This window comes from Rathayibacter sp. CAU 1779, from assembly GCF_054551755.1.
In genome coordinates this window covers 513,742-533,955 of sequence record NZ_JBTOLK010000001.1, presented here as the reverse complement: position 1 = coordinate 533,955, position 20,214 = coordinate 513,742, and the positions used below count along the sequence as shown (strand labels likewise).

The window sequence follows — 20,214 nt, the reverse complement described above, 5'->3', positions numbered from 1 at the left end:
GCTCCGCGTCAGTTGCGGATGAGGCTCCCGCCCGCGCGAACGCGAGACACGGCATCCACGGTCGCCGCCAGGATCAGCACCCCGCCCGTGACGGCGTAGTTGACGCCCGCCGGCAGGTTGAGCAGGCCGAGGCCGTTGGTGATGATGGCGATCACGACGGCGCCGATGGCCGCGTGCATGAGGCGGCCGCGTCCGCCGAACAGGCTGACGCCGCCGACGACGGCCGCAGCGACACCGCTCAGCACGATGGCGACACCGGCTGAAGGGTCGACGGATCCCACCTTCGAGATGCTGAACAACTGGGACACGACCGCCAGGAACGAGCAGATCACGAACGCGACCCAGCGGATCGTGATCACCTTGACGCCGGCGCGCCGAGCCGCCTCCGCGTTGCCGCCCACCGCGTAGAGGTAGCGGCCGAACTTGGTGCGATCCAGCACGAACGTACCGATCCAGAGGATGGCCAGCGTGATCGGCACGACGATCGGCACGCCTTCCACCTTGATGAACCCGGTGCCTCGGTTCTGGCTGAGCAGGCCGACCACCACGCCGCCGATGATGGCGATGACGATCACCTTGATCCAGACGAGGACGACGGCACGGTTCGGCACGCCTGCCCTGCTCCGCCGGGAGCGATCCCAGAACGAGGTGCCGATCGAGATGAGCACCATCACCGCGAGCATGACCCAGCCGCCCCAGATGGGCAGGTTGTTGTTCATGATGGCGAGGATCGCGGGGTCCTGCACGTTGTACAGTCCGCCGTTGCCGATGATGATCAGCTCGAGGCCCTGGAATCCGAGGAAGAGACCAAGGGTCACCACGAATGACGGGATGCCCACCCGCGCCACGAAGAATCCGATGAACGCGCCCGTTGCCAGGCCGATCACGAATCCGACGCCCAGCGCCACCCACGTGTTCCACTTGGCCACGTCGACGAGCACGATGAACGCGCACATCGCGACACCGCCGGTCACGCCGGCCGACAGGTCGATCTCGCCGAGCAGGATGACGAACACCAGCGCCATGCCCAGCATGACCAGGGTCGCGGACTGCGTCAGCAGGTTGGCGAAGTTGCGCTCCGTGAGGAAGTACTGGCTGAGGAACGAGAACAGGATGGCGAGCACGATGAGCCCGCCGATGGCGGGAAGCGCGCCCATCTCGCCGCCGCGCAGGCGCTGGAAGTAGGCGCGGACCTGATCGCCTATCCCGCCCTCGACGCCGCTGCCGATGATGTCGCCGACCATCGGGTCGGGCAGCGCCTCCGTCGTCTGTGCTTCGCGTGCGTCGGTGCTCATGCGGGTTCTCCCGTGTAGGTCTTGCTGCCGGTGATGTAGCCGACGACGTCGTCGTACGTCGTCTCGCTGGTCTTCACCGATGCCACCATGCGACCGAGGTAGAGCACGCTGATGTAGTCGGCGACCTTGAACACGTCGGCCAGGTTGTGGCTGATGATGATGATCGCCACGTTCTGCTCCGCCAGACGGGAGACCAGGTTGAGTACCTGCTCGGTCTGAGCGACGCCGAGAGCGGCGGTGGGCTCATCGAGGATGACCAGCCGCGACTTGTTGATCACGGATCGGGCGATTGCGACGGACTGCCGCTGTCCTCCGGAGAGCGACGACACCTTCTGCCGCACCGACTTCACTGTGCGCACGGACAGCTGCTGCAGCGCGCGGCTCGTCTCCAGCTCCATCTGGCCTTCGTCGAAAGTGCCCCAGCGGGTCTCTTCGCGGCCGAGGAACATGTTCTGCACGATGTCGAGGTTGTCCGCCAGCGCCAGGTCCTGGTACACGACCTCGATACCGAGCCCGGCCGCCTCGCGCGGGTTGTGCAGGTTGACCTGTTCGCCGTCGAAGGTCACGACACCGTCGTCGTAAGGCTGCACGCCGGCGAGGCCCTTGATGAGGGTGGACTTGCCCGCGCCGTTGTCGCCGACCAGTGCGGTGACCTTGCCTGGATAGGCCTTGAGGTCGACGCCGCGGAGCACGTCGACCGGGCCGAAGCTCTTCTTGACTCCCGTCAACGAGATGAGGGGCTCATCCATGTGTCGGGTTCCTTTCGTTCGGATTCACGTCAGGGTTCTCGTCCGCATGCCACGGGGGCGTAGCGCTGCGGGACATGACTGCGGGGTGTCGTCCACCCGTGACATCCGCATGAGGGCGGATCGGCCGGACGACACCCCAAAGGGGCTCCGCGGCGGACCGACGGTCCGAGCACGAAGCCCCTTCGGATCAGCGATGCGGCTACTTCACGCCGTACTGCGTGCAGGCAGCCTGCACTGCGGCGGTGCAGATGTCGCTTGCCTTGGCGTTTCCGTCGTCGATGACCTTCTGGACATCCTTGGCGGTGATGAGCTGCGGCGTCTCGGCGATGAACGGCACGCCGTCCACCTTCTGCGTGATTCCGGTGGGCTTCTTACCCTTCAGCAGGGTGATCGCCAGGTCGGATGCGGCCTTCGCCTCGTCCTGGTACGGCTTGTAGACCGTTGCGGTCTGCTTGCCGAGCAGCACGTTCTGGAGGCCGGCGGTGGAGGCGTCCTGTCCGGAGACCGGGACCTTCAGACCGTTCTTGTCCAGAACCGAGATGACGCCGGACGCGTTGGTGTCGTTGGCGACCCAGACAGCGTCGACCTTGCCACCGAGCGAGGTGAGAGCCTGCTCGAAGTTGGTGGCCGACTTGTCAGCGTCCCAGATCCCCGGCGGCTCGGCGGCCGGCTTGATGCCGGCAGCGGACATGACTTTCGCCGCGCCATCGTGGAACATCTTCGCGTTGCCGTCGGTCGGGTCGCCGCCCATGTAGACGACGATGGCCGTCGCCGGGTCCTTGCCCTCGGCCTTCAGCCCGTCGACGATCGACTGACCCTCGAGCTCGCCGACCTTCGTGTTGTCGAACGACACGTAATAGTCGGCGCCCTTGATCGGACGGTCGTAGGCGATGACCGGGATGCCCTGCGCCTTCGCCTTCTTGGCGACCGTGACGCCCGCGCCGTTGTAGTCGACGAGAAGCATCACACCGCAGCCCTTGTTGAGCTGCTGGTCGGCGATGGTGGCGTACTTGCTGGTGTCACCCTGCGCGTTCTGAATGTCGGCGGTGAAGCCGGCGTCCGTGATCGCCTTCTGCAGTGCAGGGCGGTCACCGTTCTCCCAACGGGGCGACGACACTGCGTCGGGAAGAATCACGCATGCGCGCGTCTTGCTGGCGTTGTCAGTGCTGTTACCGCCGCTTCCACTCGAACAGCCCGCCAGCAGAAGTGCTGACGCGCTGGCGAGAACGGCGAGGGAAATCATTGACGATTTCTTCACGTCTCTCTCCTTTGATGAGACTCGGACTCCTCCGGGGATTGCCGCGTTCAACTTCCGAATGCGGCATAGGTGATCATGCACTGTTTCCTACGTCGCCGACACACTTCAGGGCCACAATCCGATAACGGTTGGGTAACTTACAGACAGGTCAGTAAGAGGCTTCTTCCCGCTCCCCGTCTGGGATGTCACATCGGGACAATCGGGTCGCCACCCGACTGGGGGACATCGGACGCCCTCACGGGTTCGTAGAGATCGCTTTCCTTCGACTCCTGACGAAAGGGCCGAATTCCGTTTGGTCTGGAGTCTCCCAGGGATCCGGTCTCGGATCGGCCGTCGGAGGGAAGCGGATCGACCCGCTGGCCGGAGTACACCGGGCCTTTCCGTCGGTTGGTTTGTCCTTTCCGCTGGTTGAGCTCGTCGAAACCAGCCCGTCGGTTTCTGCGCCGACACACGCAGCGGACGGGTTTCGACAGGCTCAACCCGCGATGGGTTTGGATAGGCGCAACCCGCGATGAGTTTCGCTCCCCAGCGCGCACGGCCGTCACGTCGCTGTGCGCCGCGCCGGAACCGGCGGCCGGGCCTCAGCTCTATCGGCGGTTGACGTGAGGCTCACGGCGTGCGGCCATAGCATGGGCCCATGTCGGTCGGGGGTGCGGCGCGGGGGGACACCGCCGTGCGCGAGCCGCGCAAGAGGCCGGCACGGAACATCCGCTGGCGCCTGGCGAGCGCGATCGACTACCTCTACTTCCTCGTGGCGGCGCTCGCGGCCATCTGGCTGGCATGGCTGTTGGCCGTGGAGAGCTTCAGCTGGGGATGGTGGTTGATCCTCTTCTTCGTGCTGTTCTGGGCACTGCTCGCGTACCTGGTGCTGCCGCGCTTGCACAGCATCCTGACGCGCATCTACGTGCCGAACTACTTCATCGGCCGCGCGCGAACGAGCGACGGGCTCCTCGGCGACCCGATCAACCTCGCCGTGCTAGGCAGTCAGGCGCAGCTCGAGACGGCGATGGCCGAGGCGGGCTGGACGCGTGCGGATCCCGTGACGGCGCGCACGAGCTGGCGCATCGTGACCGCGACGCTGTTGCGTCGCAGCTACGACGAGGCGCCGGTGAGCCCCCTGTTGCTCTTCGGGCGGCAGCAGGATCTCGCCTACCAGCAGGAGGTGCTCGGCAACCCCGCGAAACGGCACCACGTGCGCTTCTGGAAGTGTCCGGAGAACTGGCGGCTTCCCGGCGGCGAGCCGGCCGAGTGGCTCGGCGCCGCCACGTTCGACAGACGCGTCGGCTTCTCGCTGTTCACCCTCCAGATCACGCACAAGATCGACGCGAACACCGACATCGAGCGCGACCACGTCGTGCGGTCCATCGAGCAGGCGGATGCCGGAGCGCGGCCGAGCGTGATCCGCGACTTCTCCACGGGCTACCACGCTCGCAACGGCGGCGGCGACTCGATCATCACGGACGGTGACCTGCCCGTGGTGGATCTGCGTGGCATCCGTCCGCGCGCCGAGTTCCGGAACGAGACGGATGTCGTGGAGGCGGCAGCCGACAAGCGTCCCGTCTCGATCGCCCTCGGCGCTGCCCTGCTGGCGCTGCGCGCGGTGGCCGGCGTGGTGTTCGTCGTGATCACCGCCACCCACTGGACGGATTACGTGCGTTCGCTCGCGATCGATGTGGAGGGGGTGCAGCAGGATCTGCTGAACGGCGTGGTCGCCTTCGTGGCGGTGTTCGCGCTGGCGGTCACCATTGCGGGACTGCTCGTGCAATTCGCGCTCATCACGCTGATCTTCCGGGGCAGCAACTGGGCGCGCATCCTGTCCATGACGCTCAGCGCGGTCGCGGTGATCGCTGCGGCCGTCGACTTCTTCAACGGCGGACCCCAGGTGAGCCTGCGAGCCAACCTGTTGGGGCTGCCGCTGGACATCCTGGTGCTGTTCGCGCTGTCGTCGGAACGCTCGAGCGCGTGGACGAGACGCATCCGCTATCTGCATATCGAGCGCAAGTCGGCGAAGCGTGCAGCTCGGCGGACCGCCTGACACTCCACGCCGCACTCAGCGCGGAGTCATGGTGACGAAATCGCTCGTGCTCTCCGAATCGCCGGCCGCGTCGGCCGCAGTCACCGCCGCGCAGGCGATGCCGACTGTGCGGCACTCGCCGCAACGCCCTCGCGGATCGACGGATACACCGGTGCCCAGCCGAGCTCGCGTCGCGCCTTCTCGTTGGACACCCGCATGCTGACGCCGTCCATCATGGCGGCGCCATAGGGTGCCATCATCCGCAGCACCCAGGCCGGGAGAACGAACGGACGGGGAGCTCCCGTCGCCGCCGCGATCTCGTCGAGCACCTCGCGGAACGTCACGCTGGTGTCGTCGACGACGTTGTACGCCTCGCCGTCCGTTCCACGCTCCAGCGCCGCGATGGTGGCGGATGCCGCATCCGAGTGGTGCACCCAGGCCAGCTGACCGCCGGTGCGGGCGCTCGGCATCGTGCGGTGACGCAGCATGGTCACGATGGTGGCGAGATCCGCTCCGTAGAGCAGGCCGTAGCGCACGGCGATCCCGTCGATGCCGTGGGCCGAGAACGCCTGGCGCTCATTGGATGCCATGGCGAGGAGGTGCTCGTCGAACGCGTCGTGCTGCGGGACCCCGAAGGGCGCATCCTCGGTGAGGGGCGCGGGCCCGAGGTCGCGGTAGCCGTACCCGAAGACCATGGACTGGGTGAGGAAGCGCGTGGCGCCGACCCGGCGGGAGACATCCAGCAGATTCGCGGTGCCTGCGGTGCGCAGCACGTCCGTGCCGCGCATGTCGGAGTGGTGCAGCGGCGCCTTGCGGAGGGCGGTGAGGTCGCTGATCACGGCGTTCGCCTCGACCTGCTCGGTGGCGAGCAGCAGCGCGTCGCGGTCGAGCACGTCGGCCGTGACGGCCGAGGCTCCCAGCGCACGGAGCGTGTCGATGCCGGCCTGACTGCGCACGATGCCGACGACCTCGTGGCCTGCAGCGATGAGCTGTGTGACGAGCGGGATGCCGGCGACGCCGGTGGCCCCCGCGATGAGTACGCGCATGATGGTTCCCTCTCGACGGAGCAAAAGTAAGTACTTACTTTTTAGATCGGATAAGATGAGAACGCAAGGGGCGATCGTGCCATCCCGTTAGGTCGTCGTTGCGTCGGCCGCCCCGACCGCGCAGGCAAGGGAGGATCGTGGGATGACGGTGGAAGAGCACGTGGACACGGCACCCGGCAGTCCGCACGTTCCGGCCGGCCCCGCCAGCCCGGCCAGCGCAGTCAGCCCGGCCGGCCCGGCCGTCTCGACGGCGAAGTCCCGCGTGCTCGACGCGGCCATGCGGCTTTTCGGCGAGCAGGGATACGCGGCGACATCGGTCGCCCAGATCGAGGCGGCGGCAGGACTTCGCCCCGGATCAGGGGGTCTCTATCGTCACGTCGCGTCCAAGCGCGACCTGCTCGAGCAGGGCGTGCGCCGCGTGCTCGACGGACGCAACGATGTCGCCGACGCTCTCGCCGCCGCGCAGGGCGGCACCGATGTCTCGCCGAGCACCCAGCTTCGTGCCATCGCAGAAGCCGGCCTCGCCCGCCTCGACCACGATCGCGACCTCAGCCGGATCATGCTCCGCGACCTGCGCGAGTTCCCGGACCTCGCCGCCGAGGTTCGCCGGTACGAGGTGGACGGGGTGACAGCCGCACTCGCCGCCTGGCTGAAGGCGCGGTCGACGGCGACGCGCGCGGATGTCGAGGCCACGGCATCCGTCATGGTGTCGGCCGTGAGCCACTACTGGACGATGACGGATGCCACGGGTGCGGCGCCCCTGGAACTCGACCGCGCTCGATTCCTCGACGCGCTCGTGCTCATGGTGACGAGCGTGCTGAAGCTCGACGCGTGACGGATCGCCGGCGTCGTCCGGCAACGCGTTCGTCGTGCCGCGCTCTGCCCGGATCAGAGCGCGGTGATGGTCCATCCCGCGGTCGTCGACTCATCGGGCTGGAGCACGATGAGGTCGGTGCCGGAGTTGAAGGCGTCCGGCGGGCACGTCATGGGTTCGACGGCCATGCCGAGACGGCTGGTCGCCGGGTTGTCCTGGTCGGCGGTGTGCACCTGCACCCAGGGACATGCGGTGTCCCAGCGCATGGCGACGCCGTGCCCGTCTGGCGCGATCAGCTCGACGGATGCCACACCATCCGCATCCCGCGACAGCGCGGTGAACGCGTGGTCGATGAACAGATCGCCGACCGCGCGGGGGGTGCGGAAGTCGTATGCTCCCGGCCGCGCGGATCCGACGACGGCGGTCGCGACATCCGCCAGTGCGACGGGCGAGAGGCGGTCCGGCGTGACCGTGAGGATCTCGGATGCCGGCAGCAGCATCGTCCAGTCGTCGACATGGCCGGACCCCGCAACGAGGTACGGGTGCGGGCCGGTGCCGAAGGGAGCGGCATCCGCTCCGGTGTTCCTCGCGGTCACCGACGAGAACAGGCCGTCGTCGCTGAGGCGGAAGACGACGGTGAGGTCGATGCGGTGGGAGTAGCCCTGCTGCGCTTGGACGGTCGTGGCCAGCTCCACGAAGTCGTCGCCGCGGTCGCGCACATCGAAGTCCTGCCACACCACGAGCCCGTGCAGCGCGTTCGCCAGGTGCGGCTCGGTGAGGGGCACCTGCTGCTCGACGCCGGCGAACGTGTAGCGGCCATCGACGATGCGGTTGGGCCACGGAGCAAGGGTCGCCCCACGGTAGGCGGGGCGCACCTCGTCTGCGCCGAACGGCACGACGAGGTCGCGGTCGGCGTGGGTCAGCGTGCGCAGCGATGCGCCGACGGAGGCGATCGAGGCGCGGTAGTCGCCGTGTTCGAGGTCGATGGACGTTCCGGAGAGGGGGATGCTCACCCCTCTATTCTGCCGGGTCCGCGACCGGCCCTGAGAGCGCTCCCACGGCGGGTCAGCGCGAGGAGGCGCCACCCGTACGCGGCGACGGACGGCCGGCGCCGAGAGCACGTACGTTCGGGCGCCGCGCTGCGCTGTGGTGAGATCGATCGGACGACGGGAGCACCAGATGACGAAACAGTGGGGACTGCACGAGCGCACGCACCTCGGATTGATGCTGGCGCTCACGTTCTCGACCGGTGTGGTGGATGCGGTCGGCTACCTCGGTCTCGATCGCGTGTTCACCGGCAACATGACGGGCAACGTCGTCATCCTCGGCATGGCCCTGCTGGGCGCCGACAACCTTCCCATCATCGGTCCGGTCATCGCGCTCGTCTGCTTCATGGCGGGCGCCGCGATCGGCGGGCGGATGCTGCGCCGCGTCGACGCGGGCTGGACGCGACTCTCGACGACGGTGTTCACCGGGGTCGGCGTCGTGCTGCTCGCGGCCGCGGTGGTGCTGTTCGCCGCGGGGCGGCATCCGGAGCAGGCGTTGCAGTGGACCGTGACCGGGATGCTCGGCCTCGCCATGGGTGCGCAGGCCGCGACCGCCAGGCACATCGCCGTGAAGGATGTCACGACCGTCGTCGTGACCTCGACGCTTGCTGGTCTCGCAGCCGACTCCGTCTTCGGAGCCGGCAAGTCGCAGCCGTGGGCGCGCCGCGCAGGAGCCGTCGTGCTGATCGGCCTCGGCGCCGTGGTCGGCGCAGCGGCGGTGCATCTCGAGCCGGCGCTCGGACTGCTCGTCTCCGCCCTGATCGTGCTGGTCGTGGCCGCGTGGGGTCACTTTGCGACGGGCGGCCCGGTTCCCGAGGTGGCGGCCGAGGCCTAGCCGACGATCCACCGGTGGCTGCTCATTGCGGGCGTCCTCGCCACGCCAGGGGCTCGGTCGGTGCCCAAAGATACCGGTCTTGTCTACTCGTCTTCACCCTGAGGTAACGTACAGAGAGCACCCTTCTGAGAAGAAGTTCACTCCATTGCTGACCGGGGGAAGGCGAACGCCCAGGCCGCCGCGATGACCTAGATCTGTGGCCGCGCACTCGGCGTCGGCGCGATGGATGACGCGGGGAGCGGCGGTGACGACAGCACGAGCGGGGGCCGGGCGATCGGGGCGTTACAACGCAACGGTCGCGGGTGCGCATGCGCCCGGAACCCGTGGCGAGTCAGCCGGTGGTCTGAGTCGGGCAGCGGACTCTTCCGCGATGACCGCACCGCTGCGCGTCCCGGGCCGTCGGCATCCCGGGACACGGGGACTCCGTCGCCATCGCGTCGCCGTCGTGGCCACTCTGCTCGGCATCCTCGCGTTCGTGGTCTCGTGGATCGGATCGTGGATCCCGTCGTTCTGGGGCGATGAGGCGGCCAGCATCATGTCGGCAGAGCGGCCGTGGACGTCCCTGCTGGCCGAACTCGGCCGGGTGGATGCCGTGCACGGCACGTACTACGCGATGTTGCACGTGTGGATCGACTTCTTCGGAGCCGGCCAGCTCTCCACCCGGCTGCCGAGCGTGATCGCCGTCGGCCTCGCTACGGCCGGCATCGTCGTGCTGGTCGAGCGGTACGGCGGCCTCCGGCTCGCCGCCACGTCCGCCGTGATCTTCGCGATCCTGCCGCGCACCACCTATATGGCGACCGAGGTGCGCTCGTACGCGATCGGCACGGCCTGCGCGGTCTGGTTGACCGTGCTGTTCTTGCGGCTGGTGACCAAGCGCACGACGCGCATCCTGCCGTGGGTGGCGTTCGGCGTCGCGTACGCGGCCTGCATCTACCTTTTCCTGTACCTCTCGCTGATCGCCCTGCCCTTCGCCGCGGTGCTGCTCTGGGTCACGCGGGGAAGGTGGAGTGCGATCGCGCGGGCCGTCCTGAAGCCGCGGCAGACGGCATCCGCTGAGATCGCGCTCGACCGAGCGGTGTGGGTGCGTTGGATCGCTGCCACGATCGGCGGTGCGATCCTCGCGCTGCCGGTGATCGGATTCGCGCTCAAGGAGCACGGCCAGCTCGCGTTCCTCGGCAAGCATCCGGGCGTGACGTTCCTCACCTTCACGGTGAACCAGTGGTTCGACAACGACTGGGCGATCGCGATCGTGGCGTGGGCTGTCCTGCTGGGGCTGCTCGTCACCGGGATCGTCGTGTGGCGTCGCCGCCGCGGGTCTTCCGCCCGGATGCTGCCCGGCGCGCGCAGCGTGCTGATCGTCTTCGCCGTGGCGTGCTTCGTGCTTCCGCCCGCCGCGCTGCTCGCCGTGAACTCGTTCGTGCCCGCATACACCGTGCGCTACATGTCCTTCACCACGCCGGCGCTGGCCATCCTGTTGGCGGTCGCCCTCGAGGGCGCGGCGAAGTGGGTCACGGCGCGATGGACTGCCAGAGGGAGAGCGGATGCTCGCACCGGCTCCCTGCGCCCGCACACGTGGCGCGCATCCTCCGCCGCCATCGCTGTCGCCGTCGCGCTCCTGGCGGTCCTCGCCTACCCCGGATACCTCGCGCAGCGCGGCCCGTACGCGAAGAACGGCGGGAGCGACTGGGCGGAGGTGGCCGCCGTCATCCAGCAGAACTCGCAGCCGGGAGACGACATCGCGTTCGACGAGACGACGCGGCCGTCGCGGAATCCGCGGCTGGCGATGCACCTGTATCCGGCGCAGTTCGCGAACGTCGTCGACGTCACGCTCGAGATTCCCTACGTGGACAGGGACTCACTGTGGGACAAGGCGTACACCATTCCGGAGGTGGCCGGTCGGCTCTCCGCGGGGAACGGACGCGTCTGGCTCATCGAGTACCGCGGGCCGGACAGAGAGGGCGCTGTCACGTCGACGGGTATGCGCGATCGCGTCGCAGATCTGCGCGCTCAGGGATTCGAAGTCACCCAGACGTTCACCTTGCACCGTGATGTCGTTTACCTTTTTACGAGAGGAACAGGGTCGTGAACGCAATCGTCATCATCCCGACCTACAACGAAGCGCAGAACATCGCGTGGATCGTCGGCCGGCTGAGGAGCGCGGTGCCGGGGGCATCCGTGCTGATCGTCGACGACTCCTCTCCTGACGGAACCGGGGATGTCGCGGATGGCCTGGCCGCCGCGGATCCCGCCGTCAACGTGCTGCATCGCGCAGGCAAAGAAGGGCTCGGCGCCGCGTACCGGGAAGGGATGAGGTGGGCGCTCGGGCGCGGTCACGACGTCATCGTCGAGATGGATGCCGACGGCTCGCACCGTCCTGAAGACCTCCCCGCGATGCTCGCCGCGCTGAGCAAGGCCGACGTCATCGTGGGATCCCGGTGGGTGCCGGGCGGCGGTGTCATCGGCTGGCCGTTCTACCGCAAGGCGATCTCGCGCTGCGGCAGTGCGTACGCACGCTTCGCTCTGGGCGTGCCGGTGCGCGACATGACGGGCGGATACCGGGCCTTCACGGCCGAAGCGCTGCAGCGCATCGACCTCGACGCCGTGCTCAGCCAGGGCTACTGCTTCCAGATCGACATGCTCTGGCACGCGCAGGTGGCGAAGCTGCGCATCCGAGAGGTGCCGATCACGTTCCCGGAGCGCGAGCGCGGCGACTCCAAGATGTCGGGCGCGATCGTGCTCGAGGCGATGCTCCGCGTGACCGGATGGGCGATCGGCTCGATCCCGGCGCGCATTCGCCGTGCGGTCACCAAGGAGCCGGCTGCGGCCGGCACCCGCTGAAGAGGCGGCGGCCGGCGATGGTGACCGGCCCCGAGTCTTTTCGCCGCATCCGTCTGTGCGCGTCGGCGTAGGGTTTCGGTACCTACGAAGGCGCAGGAGGCATCGTGGCCGAAGACCCGTACGAGCGGTTCGGAGCCGTTCCGCAGTTCACCGTGACGAGCGAGGATGTCGCGGACGGACATCCCATCGCCGCGCTTCACCGCGCGAGCAAAGGCGACACATCACCGCAGCTGTCGTGGAGCGGCTTCCCCGAGGAGACGAAGAGCTTCGCAGTGACGATCCACGATCCGGATGCCCCCACCGGCTCCGGCTTCTGGCACTGGGCCGTGTACAACATTCCGCCGTCGGTGACGTCATTCGAGCGTGGCGCGGGCAGCGGGGGCGGCTCCGTACCCGCGGGGGCGGTGCAGCTGAAGAACGAGTACCGCGAGGTGGGATTCACGGGTGCGGAGCCGCCGGATGGCACAGGGCGTCATCGCTACTACATCGTCGTGCACGCGGTGGACGTCGATCGGCTCGACCTCGATCCCGAGTCGACGCCTGCCGTGCTCGGCTTCAACCTGCACTTCCACACGCTGGGGCGAGCGGTCATGGTGCCGACGGCAGCATTCGACGACCCGGACTGACGTTCCGACCCGACTCCCATCGGATGCACCCAAACGTTCCTGTCCAGCATGGGCCGGCAGGAACGTTGTGGTGTATCTGCGCGGGGACCCGGGTGGGTGCATCCGAGGACAGGCTCGGGTGGGCGCATCCGCGCGGAGGTCCGTCAACAGTCGCGGTGGGCATGGGCAAGAATGTTCCTTCGTATGCACGCGCAGGTTTCAAGCGGGCTCGCCGCCTTCGACTGGCTGAACACCCAGTTCAGCCTCTTCGGGCTGCCGGTCTACTGGTCGGACTTCATCGGCAACATCCTGGCGCTCGCCACGGTGGTGCTGGCACTCAAGCGGTGGGTCTGGGCGTGGCCGGTGCAGATCCTCGGATCCGTGTTCCTGCTCATCGCAAGCATCAACGTGCACCTGCTCGGCAACGCGGGACGCCAGGTCATCATCATCGTGGTCGCCAGCTGGGGCTGGGCGATGTGGGGCCGCAACAAGCAGCAGCAGGGCGAGGTGCACGTGCGCTGGGCCTCGTGGCGCACACGGGCCGTCCTCATCGCGTCGATGCTGGTCGGCACGGCGCTCGTCACGCTGCTGCTCAAGGCGACCGACCTGTCGTTCTATCCGGGAGCACCGTGGTGGCTCGTGGCCTGCGACGCCTGGATCTTCGTCGGCACGGTCATCGCCATGGTGGCCCAGGGACGCCGCTTGGTGGAGTTCTGGTTCGTCTGGATCGCGGTCGACGTCGTCGGTGTGCCGCTCGCGGTGAGCTCCGGGTTGTATTTCTCCGGGATCGTGTACGGCATCTTCTTCGTGCTGGTGCTCATCGGGATCCGCGACTGGGTGAAGCAGAGCGGGCGATCCGTACCCGTGGTCACCGAAGCTCTGACGGAGACGCCGCCGGGCATCTGAGCCGACGCGTAGCGATGCGCTGCTGCTTCGCTCCCCAGCGTGCACGGCCGTCACGTCGCTGCGCGACGCGCCGGGACCGGCGGCCGTGGCCGCACGTTCAACCAGCCATGGACACGCTCGCACAGCGATGGGCCCTAAGTTCGACGCATGACTCCTCGTGATCCGGCCTCCGTGGTAGCCGAAGCGCTCGAGCTGTGTCCGGTGATCGACGGCCACAACGACTGGGCGTATGAGAACCGGCTGAACCGTGAGTACTCGGTCGAGGGCCTCGACCGCGTTCTGCCCACCGACACCGACATCCCTCGTCTGCGTCGGGGCGGTGTCGGCGGCCAGTTCTGGTCGGTGTGGGTCGAAGACGACGATTCCGGCGCCGCCGCTGTGCAGGCCACGCTGGAGCAGATCGACTGGGTGCACCGGCTCGTCGCCCGGTATCCGGACGACTTCGAGCTCGCGAGATCCGCAGCGGATGTCGCCCACGCGCGATCCCGAGGACGCATCGCGTGCATGCTCGGTGCGGAAGGCGGCCACCAGCTGAACGATTCACCCGCCGTGCTGCGCATGTACGCGGCGCTCGGCGTGCGCTATCTCACCCTGACCCACATCCGCACGTCCGGATGGGCGGACTCCGCCACCGACGAACCCCGGCATGGCGGCCTGAGCGAGCGCGGCAGGGCGTACATCAAGGAGCTGAATCGCATCGGCATGCTGGTGGACCTTTCGCACGTGGCGCCCGCGACGATGCACGCGGCGCTGGACGTGGCATCCGCTCCCGTGGTCTTCAGCCATAGCTCGGTGCGGGCGCTCGCGGACCACCCCCGCAACGTTCCGGACGACGTGCTGGCCCGTCTCGCGGACAACGGCGGAGTGGCCATGATCTCGTTCGTGCCGCAGTTCCTGCGAGAGGACTTCGCGCGATGGCACGAGTCCGACCGCAGCAAACGGATGCCGAGCGTGACGATCGCCGATGTCGCCGACCACGTGGAGCACGCACGTGATGTCGCCGGCGTCCGCCACATCGGACTCGGCAGCGACTTCGACGGCACGGACGTCTTCCCGCCCGGCCTCGAAGGCGTCGATGGATATCCGGCCTTGCTCGAGGAGCTCGCCCGGCGCGGTTGGAGCAGCGGGGAACTGGCCATGCTCGCCGGGGGCAACATCCTCCGCGTGCTGGAGGAGACGGATGCTGCCTTTGAATCCGGCCGGTTCTCCGGCCCTCCGGCTCTCACGTTGTAACGAACCAGTGCCCAATCGGGCGAGCCGAAACGTCGGCGAAACCGTTCGCCTCTACGGTTGGGGAATCCGCGCGCGGCAATCGTGCTCAGCCCGACCGACGCCGCAGCTCCAACCCGAAGAGAGAAGACACACATGATCCGCTCTCACCGCCGCCTCGCAGCGGCCGTCGTCATCGGCGCTTCCGCAGCTGTCATTCTGGCCGGATGCTCGAGCGGGGGCGGATCGGGAGGCTCTAGCGGCAAGAGCCTCGTTGTCGACAACTCGTTCGATCTGAAGACCTCCGACCCCGCGCGCGCCTTCGAGCTCACCGGATCGATCATCGACCATGCCATCTACGACACTGTGCTGACGTTCAACGGCAGCGACGTGACGAAGCCGGTGCCCGACCTCATGTCGTACAAGGAGTCGTCGGATCAGAAGACCCTCACGCTCACGATGAACGGAAAGCACACCTTCTCCGATGGAACGCCGGTGACGGTCGACGACGTCGTGTTCTCGCTCAAACGGGTACAGGGCATCGCCGGCAATCCGTCGTTCCTGCTCGACGGAGTGACCGTCACCAAGAAGGACGACAAGACGGTCGTGCTCACCAGCAAGGATCCGAATCCGGCACTGCCGTTCATCCTGCCCAACCCGTCGCTCGGAATCGTGAACTCGAAACTGCTGAAGAAGCACGGCGGTTCCACCGCGAAATCGGACTCGGCTGAGTCCTTCCTCAACAAGACCTCGGCCGGATCCGGCCCGTACATGCTGCAGTCGTACGGGGTGAACACGAAGGTGGTGTTCGCGCTCAATCCGCACTACACGGGAACCAAACCCGCGTACAGCAAGGTGGTGCTCGAGAACGTCGCCGGGCCCACGCAGAAGATCAACATCCAGGCGGGATCGTCCCAGGTCGCCCTTGACCTTGGGGCCGACCAGGTGGAGGGTCTCGACGCAGCCAAGACCAACATCATCAAGGCAGTGTCTCCGAACCTCATCTACCTGTGGTTCAACCAGGACTCCGCATACTCGGGCGGCGTGACCGACAAAGCGGACTTCCTGACCGCGATGCGCAAGGGCATCGACTACGACAAGATCCTGTCGATCGCGGGCTCTGGCTCGGAGCAGCCGGGAGGCATGGTGCCCGTGCAGTTCCTCGGCGCGATCAAGCCGGACGCCGCGGACACCTACGATGCGGCAGCAGCGAAGGCGGCTCTGGCCAAGAGTGGCTATGCCGGGCAGGACGTGAAGTTCTCGTATCCGAACGACATCACCGTCAACGGCCTGCAGATGGACACCTTGGCACAGGCGATCCAGTCCCAGCTGGCTGCGATCGGGGTGAAGCTCACGCTGGCGCCGTCGCCGATCTCGACGTTCCTCGACGCCTATCGCGGAGGCAAGCTCCAGTCCGGGATCATGTATTGGGGTCCGGACTTCCCGGATCCGTCCGACTACCTCGTTTTCAACCCGGGTGAGGACCTTGGCCTCCGTGCCGGCTGGAAGACCGGAGCCGATCAGGCCGTGACGGACGCGCAGCAGAAGGCCATCGCGGCAACCGGAGACGAGCGTGCCGCCGCGTACGGTGACTGGCAGAGGGCGGAGAACGCGACGGGGCCCTTCGTGGCACTGGTGCAGCCAGGACAGTACGTGGCCACGTCGACCAGCATCTCCTCGCTGAAGCTGAACTCCGTATGGAACGTTGACCTCGCTGCCATCAAGTAGCGACGTCGAGCAGGCGTCGGTCGTCGCACCCCGCGTCGGCAGGCGCCTGCCGCATCCGCTGCTCCGCTACATCGGGATCCGCTTCGGCATCAGCCTGCTGCTGGTGATCGGGGTGACGATCGTCACGTTCGTGCTCACCAACCTGGTGCCGGCCGACCCGGTGCAGGCGGCGCTCGGCGAGCGGGCGGCGGGGGATCCGAAGATTGTCGCCGCGTTCCGCGAGGCGCAGGGGCTGAACAAGCCGGTGGTAGTGCAGTACTTCATCTACCTCGGTCATGTGCTTCAGGGAAACCTCGGCACCTCCACTCAGACCCACAACCCCGTCACCCAGGACCTGGCCGTGGCCTTTCCCGCCACAGCCGAGCTCGCGCTCTTCGTCATCGTCTTCTCGATCGTGATCGGCATCGGCCTCGGGCTCATCGCCGGGCTGCGTCACAACCGCTTCTCCGACCAGGTCATCCGGGTGTTCAGCCTGATCGGGATCTCGATCCCGACCTTCTGGCTGGCACTGGCCCTCTTCTTCGTGTTCTTCTACCAGCTGGGCTGGGCGCCTGGCACGGGGCGACTCGACCCGGCGACCACCCCGCCTCCGACCGTCACCGGCATGTACACCGTCGATGCCCTTCTCTCCGGCCAATGGGACACGTTCGGGGACGCACTGTCGCACCTGGTGCTGCCCGGACTGGTGCTCACGCTGTACACGGTCGGACTGCTCGTGCGCTTCACCCGCTCCGGTGTGCTCGACGTGCTGTCCCAGGACTACGTCAAGGCCGCGCGGGCGAAGGGCCTTGCGGCGCACACTGTGGTGTTCCGCTACATCCTGAGGGGCTCGCTGCTTCCGATCCTCACGATCGTCGGCCTCGCGTTCGGGTCGCTGCTCTCCGGCACCGTGCTCACGGAGCAGGTCTTCGGATGGGGCGGCCTCGGCCAGTACGCGTACAAGGCGGCGACCACGCTCGACCTCCCAGCGGTGATGGGCGTGGGCATCGTGGTCGGCGTCGTCTACATCGCGATCAACTTCATCATCGATGTGGTCTACGGCTTCATCGACCCGAGAGTGAGGGTGCAATGAGTGCCGGAGCACAGGCATCCGCTTGGCAGGCCTCTGCTGGGCAGACGTCCGATGGGCCGGAGATGGACGGGCGCGTCCTGGACGGCGGATCCGAGGGCCGCAGGATCATGCGGACGCCTCCGTGGAAGCGCCGGCGGCGTCCGCTGCTGGCGCCGCAGTGGCGGCGGCCCATGGCGATCGTCGGCGTCGCCGTCATCGCCCTCTGGCTCCTGATCGCGATCTTCGCACCGCTTATCGCGCCGTACGATCCGCTCGCACAGGACTTCCAGCGGCTCGCACCGCCGAACGCGGCGCATTGGTTCGGAACGGATGTCCTCGGTCGCGACGTGCTCTCCCGCACGCTGTACGGTGCTCGCGTCTCGCTGCCGCTGTCGCTGGTCCTCGTCGTCTCGTCGATGATCATCGGATCCGTGCTGGGCGCCATCGCCGGGTACTTTGGACGCGTCGTCGACGAGGTCATCATGCGTATCGCCGACCTCGTGTTCGCGTTTCCGACGATCATCCTGGCGATGATCGTGGCGGCGTCCCTCGGCCCCAGCCTGCTCAATGCCGTCGTCGCGCTGCTCGTGGTCTCGTGGCCCAACTACGCGCGCGTGATGCGGTCGCTCGTGCTCTCCGCACGGCGTCAGGAGTACGTCGTCGCCGGGCGGCTGCTCGGCGCCGGTTCGTTCCGGTCCCTCTCGCGGGACGTGCTTCCGAATGTCGCCGCGCCCGTCTTCGTGCTTGCCACGCTCGACTTCGGAAACGCCATCCTCCTGCTCTCCGGTCTGTCGTTCCTCGGCCTCGGGGCCGTTCCGCCCACGCCGGAATGGGGTGCGATGGTCGCCGACGGCGTGCAGCAGTTCAGCAGCTGGTGGCTGGCGGCGTTCCCCGGCCTCGCCATCTTCACCGTGGTCGTGGCGTTCAACTTCGTGGGCGATGCGCTGCGCGACGCACTGGATCCTCGCACGGCTGAGGCGGTCTCGGAGGTGTCGATGTGAGCGGGACGGATGCCGCACGCGACGTGTCGACCGGGAACCTGTCGACCCGTGGCCTGTCGATCCGCGGCCTGACGCTGACCATCGCGACGAAGCAGGCGAAGACGCCCATCCTCCGCGGGATCGACCTCGAGGTACCGGCCGGGCACGTGACGGGGCTGGCGGGAGAGTCCGGATCCGGCAAGACGATGACGGGACTCGCCGTGTGCGGGCTGCAGCCGGCTGGATCCGTCGTCGGCGGCACGGTCGAGCTGAACGGCGAGCGGATGCAAGTGCCGAACGTCCTCGCGCTTCGTTCGCGGGCACTCAACAGAGTGCGCGGGCGGGAGGTTGCCATGGTGTTCCAGGATCCGACGGCGAGCCTGCATCCGATGATCTCCATCGGCGGTCAGCTGACGGACCACATGCGCCACCACCTCGGACTGTCGAAGAAGGATGCCAGGTCCCGCGCGGCCGAGCTCCTCGAGCGGGTGCACGTGCCGAGTCCGCGCGAGGCGCTCGACAAGTATCCGCACCAGTTCTCCGGCGGCCAGTTGCAGCGGATCGCGATCGCCTCGGCGATCGCCTGCGACCCGGGCGTGCTCATCGCCGATGAGCCGACCACAGCGCTCGACGTGACGGTGCAGGCCGGCGTGCTGCGCCTCATCCGCGAGCTGTGCGACGATCTGGGGCTCGCGGTGCTGCTCGTGACGCACGACCTGGGCGTCATGTCGGCCGTCGCCGACACCATCGCCGTGATGCACCAGGGCGAGATCGTCGAGCACGGCGACCGCTATCAGGTGATCCGGGAACCCCGCAGCGACTACACGCGCTCGCTCATCGAGTCGCTTCCGCACACTCCGCCCCCTGGAGCCGGCTTCGACGAGGAGGTGCCCGATGCCCGCTGACCTCGTGCTGGAGGATGTCGCCGTCACGTACCGGCAGAGCGGTCGCGGAGAGCTTCGCGCCGTCGACGGCGTCAGTCTCAGCCTGGCGCCGGGTGAGGTCCTTGGCCTCGTCGGCGAATCCGGATGCGGCAAATCCACGCTCGCGCGCGCCGTGTGCGGGCTGGAGGCTCTCTCCGGCGGGAGCGTCCGATTCGACGGCGAACCCGTGCCGAAGCTGGGGATGCGGGCGCGGCCCGAGCGGCTGCGACGCATCCAGATGGTGTTCCAGAACCCATACGCCTCGCTGAATCCGCGACGCCGCATCGGCGGGCAGATCGAGGACGGCCGACGGGCGGCAGGCAAGGGCGCGCCGTCGGTCGCCGAGCTGCTCGCCGACGTGGGGCTCGACGCGGATGCCGCGCGACGCTATCCGCACGAGTTCTCCGGCGGTCAGCGGCAGCGCGTCGCCATCGCGCGGGCGCTGGCCGCGAAGCCGGACGTGCTGATCGGCGACGAGCCGATCGCGTCACTGGATGCGTCGCTCCAGGCGCGCATCGCGACGCTCATGCGCGACGCGGCGAGCAAGCGAGGAGCGTCACTGCTCTTCATCAGTCACGACCTCTCGGTTGTGCGGATGATCGCCGACCGGATCGCCGTGATGAGCGCCGGCCGCATCGTCGAGTCCGGCACGGCCGACGACGTCTGGGCGCACCCCAAGGATGCCTACACGCGCCGCCTGCTCGCGGCCATCCCGATCGCGGACGGCCTGGGCACGATCCCCGGTGCCTGAGATTCGCCGAGGCGCCGCCGGCCTCCGTGCCGCCAGATAGGCCCCGCCGAGACTAGTGATTCGCGCCGAGACTACGCGTGTGGGCAGAAGTCTCGGCGCGAATCCCCAGTCTCGAGGTTCTTTGCTCGCTTGAATCCCTGGTCTCGGGGATCCGTCGTCGCGGTGC

Annotated in this window: 18 protein-coding genes; 13 read left to right on the top strand and 5 right to left on the bottom strand. The window is 67.8% G+C overall.

The genetic code is table 11. The features are described from left to right. Positions 1–8 precede the first annotated feature (8 nt). The 3 genes from ACX9R5_RS02280 to ACX9R5_RS02270 all read right to left on the bottom strand — a co-directional run bounded on the left by ACX9R5_RS02280 (position 9) and on the right by ACX9R5_RS02270 (position 3,179). On the bottom strand, positions 9–1,295 hold the full coding sequence (locus ACX9R5_RS02280) for a sugar ABC transporter permease (RefSeq protein ID WP_459407392.1): 1,287 nt from the start codon (positions 1,293–1,295) through the stop codon (positions 9–11). After that, a complete protein-coding gene (locus ACX9R5_RS02275; protein WP_459407391.1) occupies positions 1,292–2,044 on the bottom strand; it encodes an ATP-binding cassette domain-containing protein in 753 nt (250 codons plus the stop codon). The genes ACX9R5_RS02280 and ACX9R5_RS02275 overlap by 4 nt, the downstream gene beginning before the upstream one ends. Before the next feature lie 199 nt (positions 2,045–2,243). Next, a complete protein-coding gene (locus tag ACX9R5_RS02270; RefSeq protein WP_459407390.1) occupies positions 2,244–3,179 on the bottom strand; it encodes a sugar ABC transporter substrate-binding protein in 936 nt (311 codons plus the stop codon). A 760-nt stretch (positions 3,180–3,939) separates the two neighbouring features. Between ACX9R5_RS02270 and ACX9R5_RS02265 the strand changes: the two genes are divergently transcribed. Further along, on the top strand, positions 3,940–5,337 hold the full coding sequence (locus ACX9R5_RS02265) for an LssY C-terminal domain-containing protein (RefSeq protein ID WP_459407389.1): 1,398 nt from the start codon (positions 3,940–3,942) through the stop codon (positions 5,335–5,337). An 80-nt stretch (positions 5,338–5,417) separates the two neighbouring features. Here ACX9R5_RS02265 and ACX9R5_RS02260 read toward each other — a convergent pair whose 3' ends face one another. Continuing rightward, on the bottom strand, positions 5,418–6,362 hold the full coding sequence (locus tag ACX9R5_RS02260) for an NAD-dependent epimerase/dehydratase family protein (protein ID WP_459407388.1): 945 nt from the start codon (positions 6,360–6,362) through the stop codon (positions 5,418–5,420). A gap of 142 nt (positions 6,363–6,504) precedes the next feature. Here ACX9R5_RS02260 and ACX9R5_RS02255 point away from each other — a divergent pair, with 142 nt between their 5' ends. Beyond that, a complete protein-coding gene (locus ACX9R5_RS02255) occupies positions 6,505–7,197 on the top strand; it encodes a TetR/AcrR family transcriptional regulator (protein WP_459407387.1) in 693 nt (230 codons plus the stop codon). Positions 7,198–7,250: 53 nt separating this feature from the next. On the opposite strand, the gene ACX9R5_RS02250 is transcribed toward ACX9R5_RS02255, so the two are convergent. Next, complete coding sequence (locus ACX9R5_RS02250; RefSeq protein ID WP_459407386.1) at positions 7,251–8,189, bottom strand: aldose 1-epimerase family protein; 939 nt, start codon at positions 8,187–8,189, stop codon at positions 7,251–7,253. A gap of 166 nt (positions 8,190–8,355) precedes the next feature. Here ACX9R5_RS02250 and ACX9R5_RS02245 point away from each other — a divergent pair, with 166 nt between their 5' ends. The 11 genes from ACX9R5_RS02245 (at position 8,356) to ACX9R5_RS02195 (ending at position 20,048) form a co-directional block, all read left to right on the top strand. Further along, positions 8,356–9,057, top strand: a complete 702-nt coding sequence (locus ACX9R5_RS02245) for a YoaK family protein (RefSeq protein ID WP_459407385.1) — start codon at positions 8,356–8,358, stop codon at positions 9,055–9,057. A gap of 445 nt (positions 9,058–9,502) precedes the next feature. Next, positions 9,503–11,143: a glycosyltransferase family 39 protein gene (locus tag ACX9R5_RS02240; RefSeq protein ID WP_459407384.1), complete on the top strand. Its 1,641-nt coding sequence runs from the start codon at positions 9,503–9,505 to the stop codon at positions 11,141–11,143. After that, on the top strand, positions 11,140–11,895 hold the full coding sequence (locus tag ACX9R5_RS02235) for a polyprenol monophosphomannose synthase (protein ID WP_459407383.1): 756 nt from the start codon (positions 11,140–11,142) through the stop codon (positions 11,893–11,895). Before ACX9R5_RS02240 ends, ACX9R5_RS02235 begins: the two co-directional genes overlap by 4 nt. Positions 11,896–11,999: 104 nt before the next feature. Further along, the gene (locus tag ACX9R5_RS02230; protein ID WP_459407382.1) at positions 12,000–12,521 is read left to right on the top strand and encodes a YbhB/YbcL family Raf kinase inhibitor-like protein; all 522 of its coding nucleotides are present in this window, start codon (positions 12,000–12,002) and stop codon (positions 12,519–12,521) included. Between the two features lie 183 nt (positions 12,522–12,704). Then, positions 12,705–13,406 (top strand): nicotinamide mononucleotide transporter family protein, encoded by a 702-nt coding sequence (locus ACX9R5_RS02225; RefSeq protein ID WP_459407381.1) that lies wholly within the window; start codon positions 12,705–12,707, stop codon positions 13,404–13,406. Positions 13,407–13,553: 147 nt separating this feature from the next. Continuing rightward, positions 13,554–14,639, top strand: a complete 1,086-nt coding sequence (locus ACX9R5_RS02220) for a dipeptidase (protein WP_459407380.1) — start codon at positions 13,554–13,556, stop codon at positions 14,637–14,639. Positions 14,640–14,771: 132 nt separating this feature from the next. Continuing rightward, a complete protein-coding gene (locus ACX9R5_RS02215) occupies positions 14,772–16,343 on the top strand; it encodes an ABC transporter substrate-binding protein (RefSeq protein WP_459407379.1) in 1,572 nt (523 codons plus the stop codon). Continuing rightward, on the top strand, positions 16,321–17,415 hold the full coding sequence (locus tag ACX9R5_RS02210; protein WP_459407378.1) for an ABC transporter permease: 1,095 nt from the start codon (positions 16,321–16,323) through the stop codon (positions 17,413–17,415). Before ACX9R5_RS02215 ends, ACX9R5_RS02210 begins: the two co-directional genes overlap by 23 nt. Beyond that, entirely contained in the window at positions 17,412–18,395 is a 984-nt protein-coding gene (locus ACX9R5_RS02205; protein ID WP_459407377.1) for an ABC transporter permease, read from the top strand. The genes ACX9R5_RS02210 and ACX9R5_RS02205 overlap by 4 nt, the downstream gene beginning before the upstream one ends. Further along, positions 18,392–19,279 carry an ABC transporter ATP-binding protein gene (locus ACX9R5_RS02200; RefSeq protein ID WP_459407376.1) on the top strand — a complete coding sequence of 296 codons (888 nt, stop codon included), beginning with the start codon at positions 18,392–18,394 and terminating at the stop codon, positions 19,277–19,279. Before ACX9R5_RS02205 ends, ACX9R5_RS02200 begins: the two co-directional genes overlap by 4 nt. Further along, positions 19,269–20,048 (top strand): ABC transporter ATP-binding protein, encoded by a 780-nt coding sequence (locus ACX9R5_RS02195; protein ID WP_459407375.1) that lies wholly within the window; start codon positions 19,269–19,271, stop codon positions 20,046–20,048. The genes ACX9R5_RS02200 and ACX9R5_RS02195 overlap by 11 nt, the downstream gene beginning before the upstream one ends. Positions 20,049–20,214 lie beyond the last annotated feature (166 nt).

Coding starts and splice junctions, on each gene's coding strand:
- ACX9R5_RS02280 (WP_459407392.1), bottom strand. CDS start 1,295: ATGAGCACCGACGCACGCGAAGCACAGACGACGGAGGCGCTGCCCGAC.
- ACX9R5_RS02275 (WP_459407391.1), bottom strand. CDS start 2,044: ATGGATGAGCCCCTCATCTCGTTGACGGGAGTCAAGAAGAGCTTCGGC.
- ACX9R5_RS02265 (WP_459407389.1), top strand. CDS start 3,940: ATGTCGGTCGGGGGTGCGGCGCGGGGGGACACCGCCGTGCGCGAGCCG.
- ACX9R5_RS02260 (WP_459407388.1), bottom strand. CDS start 6,362: ATGCGCGTACTCATCGCGGGGGCCACCGGCGTCGCCGGCATCCCGCTC.
- ACX9R5_RS02255 (WP_459407387.1), top strand. CDS start 6,505: ATGACGGTGGAAGAGCACGTGGACACGGCACCCGGCAGTCCGCACGTT.
- ACX9R5_RS02245 (WP_459407385.1), top strand. CDS start 8,356: ATGACGAAACAGTGGGGACTGCACGAGCGCACGCACCTCGGATTGATG.
- ACX9R5_RS02225 (WP_459407381.1), top strand. CDS start 12,705: ATGCACGCGCAGGTTTCAAGCGGGCTCGCCGCCTTCGACTGGCTGAAC.
- ACX9R5_RS02220 (WP_459407380.1), top strand. CDS start 13,554: ATGACTCCTCGTGATCCGGCCTCCGTGGTAGCCGAAGCGCTCGAGCTG.
- ACX9R5_RS02215 (WP_459407379.1), top strand. CDS start 14,772: ATGATCCGCTCTCACCGCCGCCTCGCAGCGGCCGTCGTCATCGGCGCT.
- ACX9R5_RS02205 (WP_459407377.1), top strand. CDS start 17,412: ATGAGTGCCGGAGCACAGGCATCCGCTTGGCAGGCCTCTGCTGGGCAG.
- ACX9R5_RS02195 (WP_459407375.1), top strand. CDS start 19,269: ATGCCCGCTGACCTCGTGCTGGAGGATGTCGCCGTCACGTACCGGCAG.